This window comes from Methylomonas sp. LW13, from assembly GCF_016865255.1.
Taxonomy (GTDB): Bacteria; Pseudomonadota; Gammaproteobacteria; order Methylococcales; family Methylomonadaceae; genus Methylomonas.
In genome coordinates this window covers 270,755-286,234 of the sequence record NZ_CP033381.1, presented here as the reverse complement: position 1 = coordinate 286,234, position 15,480 = coordinate 270,755, and the positions used below count along the sequence as shown (strand labels likewise).

The 15,480-nt window shown below is 53.7% G+C and carries 11 protein-coding genes; 7 read left to right on the top strand and 4 right to left on the bottom strand.

Annotated elements, in window-relative coordinates; genetic code table 11:
• Nucleotides 1-37: 37 nt before the first annotated feature.
• Nucleotides 38-733, top strand: coding sequence for a TetR/AcrR family transcriptional regulator (locus tag JL719_RS01230; protein ID WP_033158237.1), 696 nt, complete (start codon nt 38-40; stop codon nt 731-733).
• On the opposite strand, the gene JL719_RS01225 is transcribed toward JL719_RS01230, so the two are convergent.
• The gene (locus JL719_RS01225) at nt 734-1,519 is read right to left on the bottom strand and encodes a dienelactone hydrolase family protein (protein WP_084153388.1); all 786 of its coding nucleotides are present in this window, start codon (nt 1,517-1,519) and stop codon (nt 734-736) included. It abuts the gene before it with no gap.
• Nucleotides 1,520-1,675: 156 nt separating this feature from the next.
• Between JL719_RS01225 and JL719_RS01220 the strand changes: the two genes are divergently transcribed.
• Nucleotides 1,676-2,875, top strand: a complete 1,200-nt coding sequence (locus JL719_RS01220; protein WP_033158238.1) for an MFS transporter — start codon at nt 1,676-1,678, stop codon at nt 2,873-2,875.
• A gap of 148 nt (nt 2,876-3,023) precedes the next feature.
• On the top strand, nt 3,024-5,264 hold the full coding sequence (locus JL719_RS01215) for a sensor domain-containing diguanylate cyclase (RefSeq protein WP_129871320.1): 2,241 nt from the start codon (nt 3,024-3,026) through the stop codon (nt 5,262-5,264).
• Here JL719_RS01215 and JL719_RS01210 read toward each other — a convergent pair.
• Nucleotides 5,261-6,202: a peptidoglycan DD-metalloendopeptidase family protein gene (locus JL719_RS01210; protein ID WP_033158239.1), complete on the bottom strand. Its 942-nt coding sequence runs from the start codon at nt 6,200-6,202 to the stop codon at nt 5,261-5,263. The two genes, JL719_RS01215 and JL719_RS01210, sit on opposite strands and share 4 nt — an antisense overlap.
• A 12-nt stretch (nt 6,203-6,214) precedes the next feature.
• A complete protein-coding gene (gene bamE, locus JL719_RS01205) occupies nt 6,215-6,559 on the bottom strand; it encodes an outer membrane protein assembly factor BamE domain-containing protein (protein ID WP_033158240.1) in 345 nt (114 codons plus the stop codon).
• A gap of 110 nt (nt 6,560-6,669) precedes the next feature.
• On the opposite strand from bamE, the gene JL719_RS01200 reads away from it, so the two are divergent.
• Together JL719_RS01200 and JL719_RS01195 are read left to right on the top strand one after the other, a co-directional pair.
• The gene (locus JL719_RS01200; RefSeq protein WP_033158241.1) at nt 6,670-8,274 is read left to right on the top strand and encodes a protein adenylyltransferase SelO; all 1,605 of its coding nucleotides are present in this window, start codon (nt 6,670-6,672) and stop codon (nt 8,272-8,274) included.
• Nucleotides 8,275-8,386: 112 nt separating this feature from the next.
• On the top strand, nt 8,387-10,540 hold the full coding sequence (locus JL719_RS01195; RefSeq protein ID WP_033158242.1) for a retention module-containing protein: 2,154 nt from the start codon (nt 8,387-8,389) through the stop codon (nt 10,538-10,540).
• A 62-nt stretch (nt 10,541-10,602) separates the two neighbouring features.
• On the opposite strand, the gene JL719_RS01190 is transcribed toward JL719_RS01195, so the two are convergent.
• Nucleotides 10,603-11,214, bottom strand: coding sequence for a VPLPA-CTERM sorting domain-containing protein (locus JL719_RS01190; RefSeq protein ID WP_033158243.1), 612 nt, complete (start codon nt 11,212-11,214; stop codon nt 10,603-10,605).
• Between the two features lie 284 nt (nt 11,215-11,498).
• On the opposite strand from JL719_RS01190, the gene aceE reads away from it, so the two are divergent.
• Together aceE and JL719_RS01180 are read left to right on the top strand one after the other, a co-directional pair.
• A complete protein-coding gene (gene aceE / locus JL719_RS01185) occupies nt 11,499-14,171 on the top strand; it encodes a pyruvate dehydrogenase (acetyl-transferring), homodimeric type (protein WP_033158244.1) in 2,673 nt (890 codons plus the stop codon).
• A gap of 13 nt (nt 14,172-14,184) precedes the next feature.
• A complete protein-coding gene (locus JL719_RS01180) occupies nt 14,185-15,480 on the top strand; it encodes a 2-oxo acid dehydrogenase subunit E2 (protein WP_033158245.1) in 1,296 nt (431 codons plus the stop codon).

Below are 15,480 nucleotides of genomic sequence, written 5' to 3'. Positions count from 1 at the left end.
CGAAACTCAGCCGACTCGCTCGAATAAGGAAGGTTCCATGAGAAAGAAAAGTGGAGAACGTTGCCAAGCCATTCTGGATGCGGCAAAAACCCTGTTTGAAAAAGTCGGTTTCGAACAAGCGACGATGGCGGAAATCGCCGCTACTGCCGGCCACTCCAAGGCCACGCTGTACAACTATTTCAGCTCCAAGGAGCAGTTGTTTCTGGAATTGGCGCGCCGTTCCGCTGATCGCCACAGCGAGCAATTATTTTCCTTGCTGATGCCGGACTGCGGCAGTGCGCCTCTCGATACACTGCCAGACCAGGTCAACCAAGTCCTGGCACTGTTGCAACCTTCCGACGACTTGCCGGCCACTTTGCAACGTTTCGGCGAAGGCGTGATGAGCAACTTTCTGTCCTTGAAAAGTTTGGCGGCCCGACGCATGTTGATCGCAGCCGCCGCCACTCAGCCGGAAGCCGGCCGCCTGTTTTTCGAAAACGGCCCCGCCAAGGGCATGCAATTTACTGCGCAATTTTTCGCACAAGCGATGAATGCCGGCCAGTTGCGGCATGCCGACCCACATGTGGTGGCCGCGCATTTTCGCGGTTTGCTGGAATCGGAAGTATACGAATCGGGCTTGTTCAACGCCCGCCGGGAATTGAAACCCAAACAAGTTAAAGCCACAGTCGAGCGCGCCGTCAGCGCGTTTATGAGAGCCTATGCACCGACTGCCACCGATTTGACTGACGATTAGCTATTGCTTGAACACTTCGCGAAACAACTGTTGCATGGCTTCCCAGGATTGTTTATCCGCCTCGGCATCGTAAGCAATAGGCAAATTATTGGCTTTGCCCAACCTATCCGCGTCGGGGTTGGTGAAACCGTGGCGCGCGCCGGGATAGTTAACCAAACGATAGTCCACGCCGGCTTGGGTCATTTCTTTTTCAAACGCCGCAATACTGTCGGCGCTGACAAACTCGTCGGCCGCGCCGTTCAAAACCAATACCCGCGATTTGACCTGCCCACGTCTTGCCGGGGTTTGCGTGGCCAGATTACCGTGAAAACTCACCACTGCCGCCAGATCGGTACCCAAGCGCGCCATATTCAAGACTGTCGCACCACCGAAACAATAACCTATCGCCGCAATCTTACCCTTATCGACACTGGCTTGTTTTTGTAAAAAGGCTAAAGCCGCCGTAAAACGTAATTGCGAAACGCCGGCCCGCTCCACGACGCTGTTCATGAAGGTTGAGGCTTCGGCTGCATGCTCGCTGGATTTGCCGTCGCCGTACATATCGACCGCCAGCGCGGTATAACCCAGTTCCGCCAACATCTTCGCGCGCTGCCGGGCGTAGTCGTTCAAGCCCCACCATTCGTGAACCACCAGCACGCCGGGCTGCTTCTCGCCTTTCGTATCGTCCCAAACCAGATAGCCTTTTAGCGTGGTATCGCCGGCGGTATAACTCACGGCTTGCTCCTGCAATGCCGCTTGCAAACCGGAACTGAACAATAAGGCCAAAAAGAATAAACTACGCATCATAGAAACCTCCTGTTGAAAAATGGCCTTACGTTTACACTGCTAACGGGCATTGTCAATCTCTAGGGCCTTCCAACAATAAAATTCCATCGGGGCGACGGGTTTTACAGCAACCTAGGCGCTGTGATTTCCTTTAAACGAACGGCAAACATAAACTCCATGACGCATTCCGGCGCAAAACCTATCTGGCGACAAATCCCGAAAAGCGTTTGGGCATTGGGTTTTGTCAGTATGTTGATGGATATTTCCTCGGAAATGATCCACAGCCTGCTGCCGGTATTCATGCTCACCACTCTGCATGCCAGCAGTTTGAGCATCGGTTTGATCGAAGGCGCAGCGGAAGCGACCGCGCTGATCGTCAAGGTGTTTTCCGGGGTGCTCAGCGATTATTTGGGCAAGCGCAAAAGTCTGGCCTTGATAGGTTACAGCCTGGGAGCCTTGACCAAACCCCTGTTTGCCATCGCCGGCAGCAGCGGTATGGTTTTAAGCGCGCGACTGCTGGACCGGGTCGGCAAAGGCATACGCGGCGCACCGCGCGACGCACTGGTTGCCGACATTACCCCGCCGGAAATTCGCGGCGCGGCCTTTGGCCTCAGGCAATCGCTGGATACGGTCGGCTCTTTTCTGGGACCATTGCTGGCGGTGGCGCTCATGCTCCTGTGGGCCAACGATTTTCGGGCGGTTTTTTGGGTGGCCGTGATCCCCGGCGGGCTGTCGGTGCTGATGTTGCTGTTTGGTGTGCGCGAACCCAAGCATCTGCAGCGTTCGCAACACGGCAACCCCATCAAGCGCGCCAATCTGCAACGCTTAAATGCCGACTATTGGCGGGTAGTGATGATAGGCGCGGTGTTCACACTGGCGCGATTCAGCGAGGCCTTTTTGGTGCTGCGCGCCCAACAAAGCGGCATTCCGATTGCGCTGTTACCCTTGGCAATGGTGGCGATGAATGTTGTTTATTCGGCCACGGCTTACCCGTTTGGCCGTCTGTCCGACCGCGTATCGCATCGCAAATTGCTGGCTTGGGGGCTGTTGGTACTCATCGTCGCCGACCTAGTACTGGCCAGTAGCGCCGATTGGCGGATAGTGTTGGCCGGCGTTGGGCTTTGGGGGGTGCACATGGGCATGACTCAGGGCCTGCTGGCCAAAATGGTCGCGGACACGTCACCGGCCGACCTGCGCGGCACCGCTTACGGATTTTTCAATCTGGTCGGCGGCATCGCCATGCTGTTGGCTAGCGTCATGGCGGGGTTGCTGTGGGATAGCTACGGCGCCGAGTTTACGTTTTACGCGGGGGCCGGATTTTGTTTAATGGCCTTATGCATCCTCATCGCTCGTCGCCGGGGTAAAGCAGCTCATTGAGCGTTTATTGGATTGGAGCAGCCGCAGATTAAAACAGGAAAAATCCTCGAAAGATTTTGAAATAGGCCTACAAAGATGTAAGCTTTAGCGTACAAAAAATCTCGTCAACGACTGCGCGTTTCAGCCGAATAAGTACTTAAAGCCTAGTTTGAAATACATCCTTCTCAGCCGGTTACAGCGTATCAATAAATACCAGCTTTGGCTGATTTCGGTTGCTCTGGCGACAATGCTCACCGAATCGATTGTGGCGATAATGGAATGGCTGCTGAAAGGCGAAATCAGCTTCGATTATCTACTTACCGGCTTGGTCGCTTCGCTACTGGTCGCCTCTTTGATCTGCGCGATGATCATTGTTTTTTTAGACCAGTTGAGCAGTTTGAACGACGACAATATCCAATTAAGCACTATTGTCACCGCACTCCCCATTCCACTGGCGCTATTCGACGACAAGCGCAATCTGCAAATGCTGAACCCGGAATTTACCAAGGTCTTCGGGTACCGGCTCCGGGATATTCCCAACCTGCCCGCGTGGCAATTACAGGCATTCCCCGATCCTGTTTACCGTGAAACGATTGGCGCGGAATGGCAAAAGCGCTTCGAAAATGACGACCAAGAATTTCAGCCCCTGGAAATCAAAGTTCGTTGCAAAAACGGTCTGAACAAGCACGTCATGACCACCGCTACCCGCATAGGTGGGGCCGGCAAGAAAATGCAACTGGTATTGCTCTACGATATTTCCAAACGCATCAATGCAATGAACGCGCTCGCCGAGTCGCGCAGCTTGCTGCAATCGGTGATCGAAACCATACCCATGCGGGTATTTTGGAAAGACCTGCACTCGCGCTATCTCGGCTGCAACTCGCAGTTCGCGCGAGATGGCGGTTTCACGAGAACCGAAGACCTCCTCGGTAAAGTCGATCAGCAACTATCCTGGCGAAACCAGGCTTTGCGCTATCGTGCCGACGACCGCCAGGTCATGCAATCCAATCTGCCTAAGCTGGCTTACGAAGAGCCGCAAACCACGCCTGAGGGCAAAGAGATTCTACTGAGAACATCGAAAGCGCCACTGCGCAATAGTTTGGGCGAAACCATCGGGGTATTGGGAGTATACGATGACATCACCGAGCTAAAGAAGATCGAAAACGAGTTGTGGCTGGCCAAAACCATGGTCGATAAAAGCAAGACCGCTTTCTTCTGTCTTGATCCGAAGGGCATGGTGACGTACGTCAACGATTACGCTTGCCAGTCCTTGGGCTATTCGCGGGACGAACTGGTGGGTATGGCACCCTGGGAATTCGATCCGGACCTTTTGGCCAGCGCCTGGTCAAACATTTGGCAGCGCTTGCGCGACTGTGAAATTGTCAGCCACGAAAGCCGCCATCGACGTAAGGACGGCACGATTTTCCCGGTTGAGCTCACCTGCCACTATATCGCTCACAATGGCTTGGAACTGAGTTTTACCTTCGCGCAAAATATTAGCGAACGCAAACGCCTGGACACCGAACTGCGGATTGCCGCGACCGCTTTTGAATCGCAGGAGGGCATGATGATTACCGATGCCGATGCCGTCATTTTAAAGGTGAATAAATCCTTTACCGAGATTACCGGCTACTCCAGCGAAGAGGCCATCGGTCAAAAAATGAATATCCTCAATTCCGGCATTCACGATGCGCTGTTTTTTGCCGAAATGTGGCAATCCATTGATAGCAAAGGTGTCTGGCAAGGTGAAATCTGGAATCGGCGCAAGAACGGCAATATATTTCCGGAATGGCTCACCATTAGCGCCGTGAAAAACCCGGATGGCAAAATAACCCATTATGTCGGCACGATGATGGACATAACGGCGCGTAAAGCCATAGAGCAACACATTCATCATCTGGCCCACTTCGACGCACTGACCGACTTGCCCAATCGTACCTTGCTGATCGACCGCTTGCATCAGGCTATCGCTCAGGCCAGACGCGAACGCAGTTTGCTGGCCTTGCTCTATCTGGACCTGGATAAATTCAAGCCGGTCAACGACAGCTTCGGCCACGATGTCGGCGACTTATTGCTGAAAGAGGTGGCGAATCGTCTGGAGGCTTGCGTCAAGCGGGAAACGGATACCGTGTCGCGTTTGGGCGGCGATGAGTTTGTAATTTTACTCAGCCAATTGGACCAACACTCCGCGGCCGGGCTGGTGGCCGAAAACATCTTAAGCAGTCTGAATCAGCCGTTTGTGATTCAACAACACACGCTGGATATTTCTTCCAGTATCGGCATTGCCGTTTATCCCGATGACGGCCTGGAGGCAAATAGCCTGATGAAAAACGCCGACAATGCCATGTATCAAGCCAAATGCGCGGGGCGGGGCTGCTTTCGGTTTTTCAGACCCAAAGCCGATGGCTAATTACCGACGGCAGCCGCCGGCCCGGACAACCACAGGCCAAGCCTTGGCTCCATCGCCAGACCGTTCACGTCGGTAAATTGAAACGGTACGGAGATCAGCTCCATACCGCGATTGATCTGCACCGCAAAATGCAAATGCGGCCCAGTCGTCAAACCGGTATTGCCGGAGTAAGCGATCAGCTGCCCGGTTGCCACCCGCATTCCTGGCGTGACTTGGGCTTTTTCCAGAGCCAAATGCGCGTACACAGCCATGGAGCCGTCCTCATGCAAGATCCTGATACTGTTAGCCTTGCTGGCGTAAGCCTGGCTAGTGCCATGACTGGTATAGTCATTTTCCACTTCCAGCACGATACCGCCCCGGGCTGCGTAAACCGGCGTATCAACCGGCATCATGATGTCTACCGCATAACGATTCTGTTCATCGTTATGACTGTATGGTCCATTAAAAGCTTGGGTAATTTGAAAATGTGCGCCGGCCGGCAAAGGTGGTTTATAAAGGGTTTGACTCACATAGCCGGGTAAAGGCCGCCCAACCACATAGCTATATTGCAGATTGACACTATAAAAACCGGCGCTCTGGTTGGGAATAAGCGAAAACAAGCTGCCGGACTGTCCTGATTCAACGACAAAGCGGCGCGGCAAATCCGGATTGGCGCTGACATTTTCCCGCTCACGCCAATCGACGGCCAGTTCGATGGGCCCCGGATAGGCGTTCAGCGCAAAAAAACTCGGCTGCAAATCATCGGCCGTTTTTTCCAGCCAAACGCGCTTAGGATTGGCGGCTTTTAACTGCCTGACTGCTACCGGCTGATTCGATGCGGGGGCCTGATCGGTAAAAAACCAGGTACCTTCGGCATCCTGATATTTATAAAGCTTTTTAGCTGCGCCGCTACTGGACGCCAGTAACAGCGAGATCGCCAAAATACCGCGAGCAAACACCGGTCGCCACGATTATTTGCGGGTAGAACTAAAGGTGTAAGACCGCACCACGCCTTGTGCGTCGAAGCGAATCAGCAAATCCTGGGAATCGTTACCGCCGAACAAGGCATATTTGTAGATCCCGTAAGTCCAGGTAGGCTTACCATCTTCCATACCGGTACGCCAAGGCGTGCCGAACATTTCGGTAATATCTTGCTTACGGGTTTGGCCGACCTTGATTTCCGGCACTCGGACGGGGGAAAACTCTTGGCCGACAGTAAAGCAACCGGTCAGTTGCGTCGTCGCAAGGCAGGCGACTAATAGAAGTGAACTAAAGCCAAAAGCGCGTGGTCCGCGTTTTGCAAGAAAATTGTTCATTGGTATTCCCTGATTGAAAAGTTGATTGATATAAACTAGCTGTTAGTGGCTTATCTTAGCCGGTTCCAGCCGCGATTCGAAAATTTTTTAGCCTCCGATAAGATGTCATCATGCCTACCGAAAACCACAATTCAGCCCTCGATAATCTGAACTTCGACAATCGCTTTATCCGCGAGCTGCCTGGTGATCCCGAACCGGATAATTTTCGGCGCCAAGTTTATGCAGCCTGCTATTCCCGGGCCAATCCGACGCCGGCGCAGCAACCCAGATTGGTCGCTTATTCCAGAGAAGTCGCGGAAGATTTGGACTTATCCGCCGAACTGTGCGAATCGGAAGATTTTTGCCAAGTATTCTCCGGCAGCCGGCTAGCAAAAGGCATGGAAGCGTATGCGATGTGCTACGGCGGCCATCAATTCGGCCATTGGGCCGGTCAGCTCGGCGACGGCCGGGCTATCAACTTGGGCGAGGTGGTTAATCAGCGTAAGCAACGCTACACCTTGCAACTAAAAGGCGCGGGCGTGACGCCATATTCCCGCAGCGCCGACGGTTTGGCGGTTCTGCGTTCTTCAATACGCGAGTTTTTGTGCAGCGAAGCCATGCATCATCTCGGTGTGCCGACCACCCGCGCCTTAAGCGTGATACTTACGGGTAAACAGGTGGTGCGTGATATGTTTTACGACGGTAATCCGCAAATGGAACCGGGTGCGGTGGTGTGCCGGGTGGCGCCGTCGTTCGTCCGCTTCGGCAACTTTCAAATATTCACCGCGCGCGATGACATCGATTCGCTGAAAAAACTGGTGGATTACACCATCCGCACCGATTTTCCTGAGCTGGGCGAACCGTCGATACCAGTCTACCTGGATTGGTTTAAAGCCGTGTGCCGCAAGACGGCCGAGATGATCGTGCACTGGCAGCGGGTCGGCTTTGTGCACGGCGTGATGAATACCGACAATATGTCGATCCTGGGCTTAACTATCGATTATGGCCCTTACGGCTGGCTTGAAAATTACGATCCGGACTGGACCCCCAACACCACCGATGCTCAAGGCCGCCGTTACCGCTTCGGCAATCAGGCGAAAATCGCCTATTGGAATTTGGTACAACTCGCCAACGCTCTGTATCCCTTGATTATGCGCGCCGAAAGTTTGCAACAAGCTTTATCGGCTTATACCGACACCTTCGACGCCGGCTGGCAGGCGATGATGGCCGCCAAATTGGGCCTAACAAGGTTCGAGCCCAGCGAAGACGAGACCTTGGTGAACGACTTAACCCAGCTCATGCAAGCCGCTGAAACCGATATGACTTTGTTTTATCGGCAGCTGGCTGACGTCGATGTCAGCGCGGAATCGAATTCGCCGGCGCAATTTTTAGCGCTGTTGCAGCGTACCAGCTACGAGCCGTTGAACGACGACCTCATGGAACAAGCTAGCCGCTGGTTCGCCATTTATCGCCTGCGCAGTCAGCGCGACGGCAGGCTAACACTGGATCGCAGTTCAGCGATGAACGCGGTCAATCCGAAATACGTATTGCGTAATTATCTGGCGCAATTGGCTATTGACCAAGCCGAACAGGGCGATTTTTCTTTAGTCCAGGAGTTACTCGAAGTGCTGCGACGCCCTTACGCCGAACAAGCGGATAAACAGAGTTTTGCCGCTAAACGGCCCGATTGGGCTAAGCAGCGCGCCGGCTGCTCCATGCTGTCCTGCAGCTCCTAACGACTCGTCTCGGCAAATTTCGAACCAAGGTACTATGTCAACTTGTTCAAATTAGCTTATTATTCGGTCACAAAATCACGTTATTTATTTGGAATAAACTTCGGAGCAAAGCATGGCCAAAGAAATCGGCATCGTTAAAATCGCAACTGGCACCGTTACCGCCATTGCCGCCGACGGCAGTAAACGTATTTTGCAGGTCGGCGACCGCGTTTACCCAACCGATCTTTTGACCACTGCCGACGGCAGCACGGTGATGATACAACTTGCCAATGGCTCGTTTATTGATATGGGCGGCAACGACAGCATGCAGCTTGCTGCAGCGCTGCAGGAACAAGGCGAGCCGGCTCAGATCACCCAGAATCCGACACCCGCCGGTCCCAGCGCGGAAGATATTCAGGCGGCCTTACTGGCCGGCGCCGATCCAACCACAATAGCTGAAGCGACTGCCGCTGGCGGTGCGCCGGCAGCAGGAGGCGCGCCTGGGGCAGGTAACGAAGGCCATGTGCCGGTTATCGTCGAATATCTCAACCCTGTAGCACCGGTCACGAATGGTTTCGATACCACCGGTCCCAATGTCGCATTTCCGCCGATTGTGCCGGAAGTTTTGATTTTGAATCCGGAGCAGGCCGCTGCAACCTCCGGCAACCAGCCGCCGATTGCAGGCAATGACAGCGTTACAGGCTTAACACCCGGCAGCAGTGTTACGATCAACGTGCTGGGCAACGACAATGACCCGGATGGCACGCTCAACCCCGCCAGCGTGCAAATCGTCGGCAGTAACGGACCCGGTCAACCACTAGTTGTGCCTGGCCAGGGTATTTGGACTGTCGACACGACTACAGGCTCCATCACTTTTACGCCAACCCCCGGTTTTACCGGCAATCCGACTCTGATCACCTACACCGTCGAGGATGATTTGGGCCTGGAGTCCAATCCCGCCGAAGTCAGCATTGTTTACGTGCCTACTGTCACTGTCAGCGACGTCATCGTGGACGAAAGTGACGCTAGCTTACCCCCTGCCGAGACCGGCGCTCTGCGTATTAACGGCCAAGCACCAACATCGGTTGTCTTGTCGGCCAGTGGGGCAACCTGGGACGCCGCTACGCAAACCCTGACAGCCAGCGACGGTTCTTATCAGGTAGTTGTGAACAATGACAGTTACACCTTTACCTTGCTAAACGCTTTGACCCACATAAACACAGGCGCACCGGAATCGCCGGCTATTGGCTTTACATTTTCCGCGACGTTAACCGATCAGGACGGAAGGGTCGCGAATACGACGTTTAGTGCGAACGTGTTTGATGATGCGCCCTTCGTCAAAAACAGCAACGGGAATTTACAAGATGCCGCAGGTCAAACATTAACGGGCTTGATTGATTACGATCTGGGTTTTGACGGCTTTGGGAGTGCCGGTGGTGTAAATTTGACAAACAATAATGGGGCGTTAACGTCTCGAGCAGATGGTATTTCTTATTTGATTGTCGATAGCAACGGCGACCAGTTACAAGAACTTTATGCTTTTGTCGATAACGGTGCCCTGACGACCACATTTGCCGACCTCAGTGCTGACCGCATGGTATTTTCGCTGCTGCCGACAGTTAACGGCGCCGTAGATGGTGCGTACAAATTGGAATTGCACGATGTTTTGGATTTGCCTGCTGCACCGAGCACCACTCTAGATTTTGGCAGCGCCGCGCTGGCTTTCGGTGCCGGAAAAGTTGCTGTAGGGAATTCTCTGCTTGTTGAGGGCAGCAACCTGTTTATCGACTCAGCAAACAATGACGTCGGTGTGGGTGATAGATTTTTGGATGCATCGGAAGTAATAACCTACAGGTTTGGTACTGTCGGCGGTTTCGATATTACATCTCCGCAATTAGTAAACTCGGTACAACTCAACGAAGCCGATGTTGGTAGTGCTTTGGATGTTTTTAGCTGGACAGCTTATAGGGGGCTAACCCAAGTTGATACTGGAACGGTTGTATTTAGCACGCCTGCTGGAGGTGGGCTTACGGACCCGATTGATGTGGTTGGTGGATACGACAGGCTGGAAATCCAGGTTAATTTTGGCAAGCTCGCGGTGGGAGGCCTGCAATATACCAGCGTAGCGCCACAAAACCTGCAATTACAGTTTGGTTTTAGTGCAACAGATGGTGATGGCGATAGCACCCGCGTTGGTAGCTTTACCGTCGATACCGGCGCATTGCTCAATACTGGCATCAGCAGTGTGCTGCCTGATTTGCAACACCCCGATAGCGTTATTCATTAATCAAGCGCATTTCGCAACAAAAAGCCGGCATAAGCCGGCTTTTTGTTGTCTGGGAACCAGCTTTAATCTGCTTTGCGCTGTTTTCCGTAGCCTACCATACCAATCAGACCAGACAAAAACAGCCATGTTGCGGCCGGCAAAGGTACTGCCGAAGTCGTATACGTAATAGTGGCCTGGACAAAAGGGTTGCTGCCTTGTCCAGCATTCAAGTCCGCGGTCACATCAGGTGACAGTGCCAAGGTGATAAGGATTTTGTTGTCCTGTGTCCAACTCTGCAATAAAGCACCCGGTAGCAGCGTGCTCCGCGACCACTCGACCAAATCGGCGTTTGTAACCGTGCTGTAATTGTTGGCGTCGACAAAGACAGAACTAGAGTTAACGGGTGGAGCAATAGGAGCAAATTTCAGATTGCTGATCACACTTTCGAATGTAACGGCGATGTTCTCAGGATTGGCAGTAGATGCGTTGATCGAGTAATCTCCACGCGCATGGACAGTGAAGCTGCCGGCCACTAAATCCGCCAAAGGCGCATTATCAATAGCGAAAGTAAAAACCTGTCCATCCAGGGTTTGCTGGAACTCAGTGGAGGTAAAGCTGACCAGCCCAGCACTAGCTTCTATGCTTGCCGTAGAAAGAAACAAGGCAACCAAGGGTTTAACTAGTTGATTACGCATAGGGATTTCCTTAAAAATGAGTACTGGCACAAATTTTACGTCATGTCGGCTTGCAAAGCCACCTGTACTTAAGGGCTGAAGCTCATTAAACCCAATGCAATTCTGACCATACAATAACCTTTTGCCTGCTTCGAAAAACTAAACCGCTGCGTTTTTTGGCTACACCTAGGTTTTACCTGGATTCTAGCCGGATTTGCCGGCAGCGGATTACTAAAAAAATATGCTCAAACCAGCCATTTCGGGTATCCTTTTTAAGCTAATCCAACGTTTTCCAAGGTTCCGTAATGACCAACAATACCGATATTGCCGCCAAACACGATATTGATCCTGCTGAAACCCTAGAATGGATGGAGGCACTGCAAGCGGTGATAGAAAAAGAAGGCGGCGACCGCGCCAGTTTTCTGATTGAAACCCTGCTCAGTACCGCCAGACAAGCCGGCATGGACATTCCGTTCTCGGCTAATACGCCTTACATCAACACCATCCCGATAGATAGGCAACCCAAATTTCCCGGCAACACCGACATCGAGCGCACCATCCGCTCTTACGTGCGCTGGAATGCGATGATGATGGTGTTGCGCGCCAACAAATACACCAATGTCGGCGGCCATATCGCCAGTTTCGCTTCCGCCGTCACCTTATACGATGTCGGGCAAAATCATTTCTGGAACGCCCCCTCGGACAAACACGGCGGCGACCTGATTTTCTCGCAAGGTCATTCCGCGCCCGGCACTTATGCTCACGCCTTCTTGCTGGGCCGCTTGAGCGAAGAGCAAATGGACAGCTTTAGACAAGAAGTCGGCGGCAACGGCTTATCGTCTTACCCGCACCCGTGGTTGATGCCGGACTTCTGGCAATTCCCCACCGTATCGATGGGCCTTGGCCCGATCATGGCAATCTACCAAGCCCGCTTCATGCGCTACATGCAAAACCGCGGCTTTGCCAACACCGAAGGCCGTAAAGTCTGGGCCTTCCTGGGCGACGGCGAAACCGACGAACCGGAAACTCTGGGCGCGATCGGCATGGCAGGCCGGGAAAAACTGGATAACCTGATTTTCGTCGTCAACTGCAACCTGCAACGTCTGGACGGTCCGGTACGCGGCAACGGCAAGATTATTCAAGAACTGGAAGCCAACTTCCGCGGCGCCAACTGGAACGTTATCAAAGTGATCTGGGGCCGGCGCTGGGACGCGATTCTGTCCCGCGACAAGGACGGTTTGGTGGTTAAACGCATGATGGAATGCGTGGACGGCGACTACCAAACCTTCAAATCCAAGGACGGCGCCTACGTCCGGGAAAAATTCTTCAACACCCCCGAACTGCAGGAACTCGTCAAGGATTACACCGACCGCGACATCTGGGAATTGAATCGCGGCGGCCACGACCCGATCAAAGTCTTCGCGGCCTTCAACGCGGCGGTCAACCATACCGGCCAACCCACCGTGGTTCTGGCTAAAACCATCAAGGGTTACGGCATGGGCGACTCAGGACAAGCGCAAAACACCAGCCATCAACAAAAGAAGATGAGCATGGAATCGATCAAATACATCCGCGACCGCTATCAATTGCCGGTCAGCGACGAAGAGTTGATCAATCTGCCTTACCTGCGTTTTGCGGAAGACTCTGCGGAACTCAATTACCTGCGCCAACGCCGCGTCGATCTGGGCGGTTATCTGCCGGCTCGCCGCGCCAAGTCCTACCCGCTCGAAGTACCGGCCTTATCCGCTTTCAAAGCGCTATTGGACGGCACCGGCGAAGGTCACGAGATTTCCACCACCATGGCCTTTGTGCGCATTTTGAACATCCTGGTCAAGGACAAACAAATCGGTAAGCGCGTAGTACCGATTGTCCCGGACGAGTCGCGCACTTTTGGTATGGAAGGCATGTTCCGGCAGTTGGGTATCTGGTCTCAAGTCGGCCAGCTCTACACCCCGCAAGACGCCGAGCAACTGATGTTTTACAAGGAAGACAAGCACGGCCAGGTGTTGCAGGAAGGTATCAACGAAGCGGGCGGCCTGTGCGACTGGATTGCAGCCGGTACCGCCTATTCAACCCACGGCGTACCGATGATTCCGTTTTTCATCTATTACTCGATGTTCGGTTTCCAACGGGTCGGCGATCTGATTTGGGCCGCGGCCGACCAACGTACCCGCGGTTTCCTGCTGGGCGGCACCGCCGGCAGAACCACCTTGAACGGCGAAGGTTTGCAGCATGAAGACGGCCACAGCCATCTGATGTCGGCGACCGTGCCAAACTGCTATTCCTACGATCCGACCTTTGCCTGCGAATTAGCAGTGATCATTCAGGACGGTTTGCGCCGGATGTATGTAGAACAGGAGGATATTTTCTATTACATCACCTTGATGAACGAAAACTACGACCAGCCGGCCATGCCCGAAGGCGCGGAAGCCGACATTCTGAAAGGCATGTATTTGTTCAAGAAAGGTCCGAACAGCAAAAAACCGCGCGTGCAATTGCTGGGCTCCGGCACCATCTTTATCGAAGTCATTGAAGCCGCCAAACTGCTGCACGATGATTGGGGCGTGGACGCCGACATCTGGAGCTGCCCAAGCTTTACCGAGCTGGCTCGCGACGGCCAAACCTGCGAGCGCTGGAACCGTTTGCATCCGACCGAAAAGCCGCGCATCACGCATATCGAGCATTGCCTGGATAGCACCAAGGGTCCGATCATCGCCGCTACCGATTACATGCGCGCATTTGCCGAACAAATTCGCCCTTGGGTGAATCGCTCTTACACGGTGTTGGGTACTGACGGTTTCGGCCGCTCGGACACCCGCGCCAAGCTGCGTAGCTTCTTCGAAGTGGACAGATACCACGTTGCCGTTGCCGCCTTGCACAGCCTGGCGCAAGCCGGCGAGTTCGACGCCGCGAAAGTCGAGGTAGCCATTGCTAAATACAACATCAACCCTGACGCAACCGCCCCTTGGTTGATCTAACGGAAAGCGACATATGAGTTCTGTAATTGAAATAAAGGTCCCCGACGTCGGCAATGTCCCTGAAATCGACATCGTCGAGGTGCTGATCAAGCCCGGCGACGTGGTCGCGGTGGAACAAACCCTGGCGGTGATGGAGACCGACAAAGCGACGATGGATTTACCGTCCAGCGCGGCCGGCACCATCAAAACCGTGCATATCAAACCCGGCGATAAAGTCTCCGAAGGCACACTGATCGCTACTCTTGAAGCAGGCGAGGCAGCCGCTGCAGTTCCCGCCGAACCGGCACAGACTGTAACACCTGCCCCAGTTGAACCGAGCCCTGCACCGGTTGCGGAAGCCCCAAAAGTAGAACCTGCCCAACCAGCCGCAGCGCCTGTTGCGCCCGTGGCAAGTAGCAATGAAGGGTTTAAAGCACACGCCACCCCCAGCGTCAGACTGTTTGCCCGCGAATTGGGCGTGGACCTGAGCAAAATCCAAACCGGCAGCGGCCGTAAAGGCCGTATCCTGCAAGACGATGTGAAAAACTTCGTCAAGCAAGTCATGGCCTCCGGAGGTTCGACCAGCGGTGGCGCAGGCATACCGGCCATTCCGGCAGTAGATTTCACCCAATTTGGCGAAATCGAGGAAAAACCGCTCAGCAAAATCAAGCGTCTGACCGGCCAAAACCTGACCCGTGTCTGGTTAAACCTGCCTCTGGTGACCTATCACGACGAAGTGGCCATCGACGCGATGGAAGACTTCCGCAAATCGGTCAACGCTGGCTTAGCGAAGGACGCCGTTAAAGTCACCGGCCTAATCTTCATCATGAAGGCGCTGGTAGCGGCAATGCAAAAATACCCATCCTTCAATAGCTCATTGTCTCCAGACGGCGAAAAACTGATCTTCAAACATTACTTCCATATCGGTATTGCCGTGGATACCCCGAACGGCTTAGTCGTGCCGGTGATTCGCGATGTCGATAAAAAAGGTATTTTCCAATTATCCAACGAGCTAGCCGAAAAAAGCGAACTGGCCAGAACCGGCAAATTGAAACCTGCCGATATGCAAGGCGGCTGTATGACCATCTCCAGCCTGGGCGGCATCGGCGGCACCGCGTTTACGCCCATCGTCAACGCCCCGGAAGTGGCGATTTTGGGCGTCACCCGCTCCAAGGTACAACCGGTGTGGAACGGCAAGGAATTCGAACCGAAACTGATGCTGCCGCTGGACATCACCTACGACCACCGCGTCATAGACGGCGCCGAGGGTGCACGTTTCATGGAAGCATTGAAATCTTATCTGGGCGACATTCGGCGCTTGTTGTTGTAA

Excerpts from the sequence above, each read along its gene's own strand:
- JL719_RS01230 (WP_033158237.1), top strand. The coding sequence starts at position 38 with ATGAGAAAGAAAAGTGGAGAACGTTGCCAAGCCATTCTGGATGCGGCA.
- JL719_RS01225 (WP_084153388.1), bottom strand. The coding sequence starts at position 1,519 with ATGATGCGTAGTTTATTCTTTTTGGCCTTATTGTTCAGTTCCGGTTTG.
- JL719_RS01220 (WP_033158238.1), top strand. The coding sequence starts at position 1,676 with ATGACGCATTCCGGCGCAAAACCTATCTGGCGACAAATCCCGAAAAGC.
- bamE (WP_033158240.1), bottom strand. The coding sequence starts at position 6,559 with ATGAACAATTTTCTTGCAAAACGCGGACCACGCGCTTTTGGCTTTAGT.
- JL719_RS01200 (WP_033158241.1), top strand. The coding sequence starts at position 6,670 with ATGCCTACCGAAAACCACAATTCAGCCCTCGATAATCTGAACTTCGAC.
- JL719_RS01195 (WP_033158242.1), top strand. The coding sequence starts at position 8,387 with ATGGCCAAAGAAATCGGCATCGTTAAAATCGCAACTGGCACCGTTACC.
- JL719_RS01190 (WP_033158243.1), bottom strand. The coding sequence starts at position 11,214 with ATGCGTAATCAACTAGTTAAACCCTTGGTTGCCTTGTTTCTTTCTACG.
- aceE (WP_033158244.1), top strand. The coding sequence starts at position 11,499 with ATGACCAACAATACCGATATTGCCGCCAAACACGATATTGATCCTGCT.
- JL719_RS01180 (WP_033158245.1), top strand. The coding sequence starts at position 14,185 with ATGAGTTCTGTAATTGAAATAAAGGTCCCCGACGTCGGCAATGTCCCT.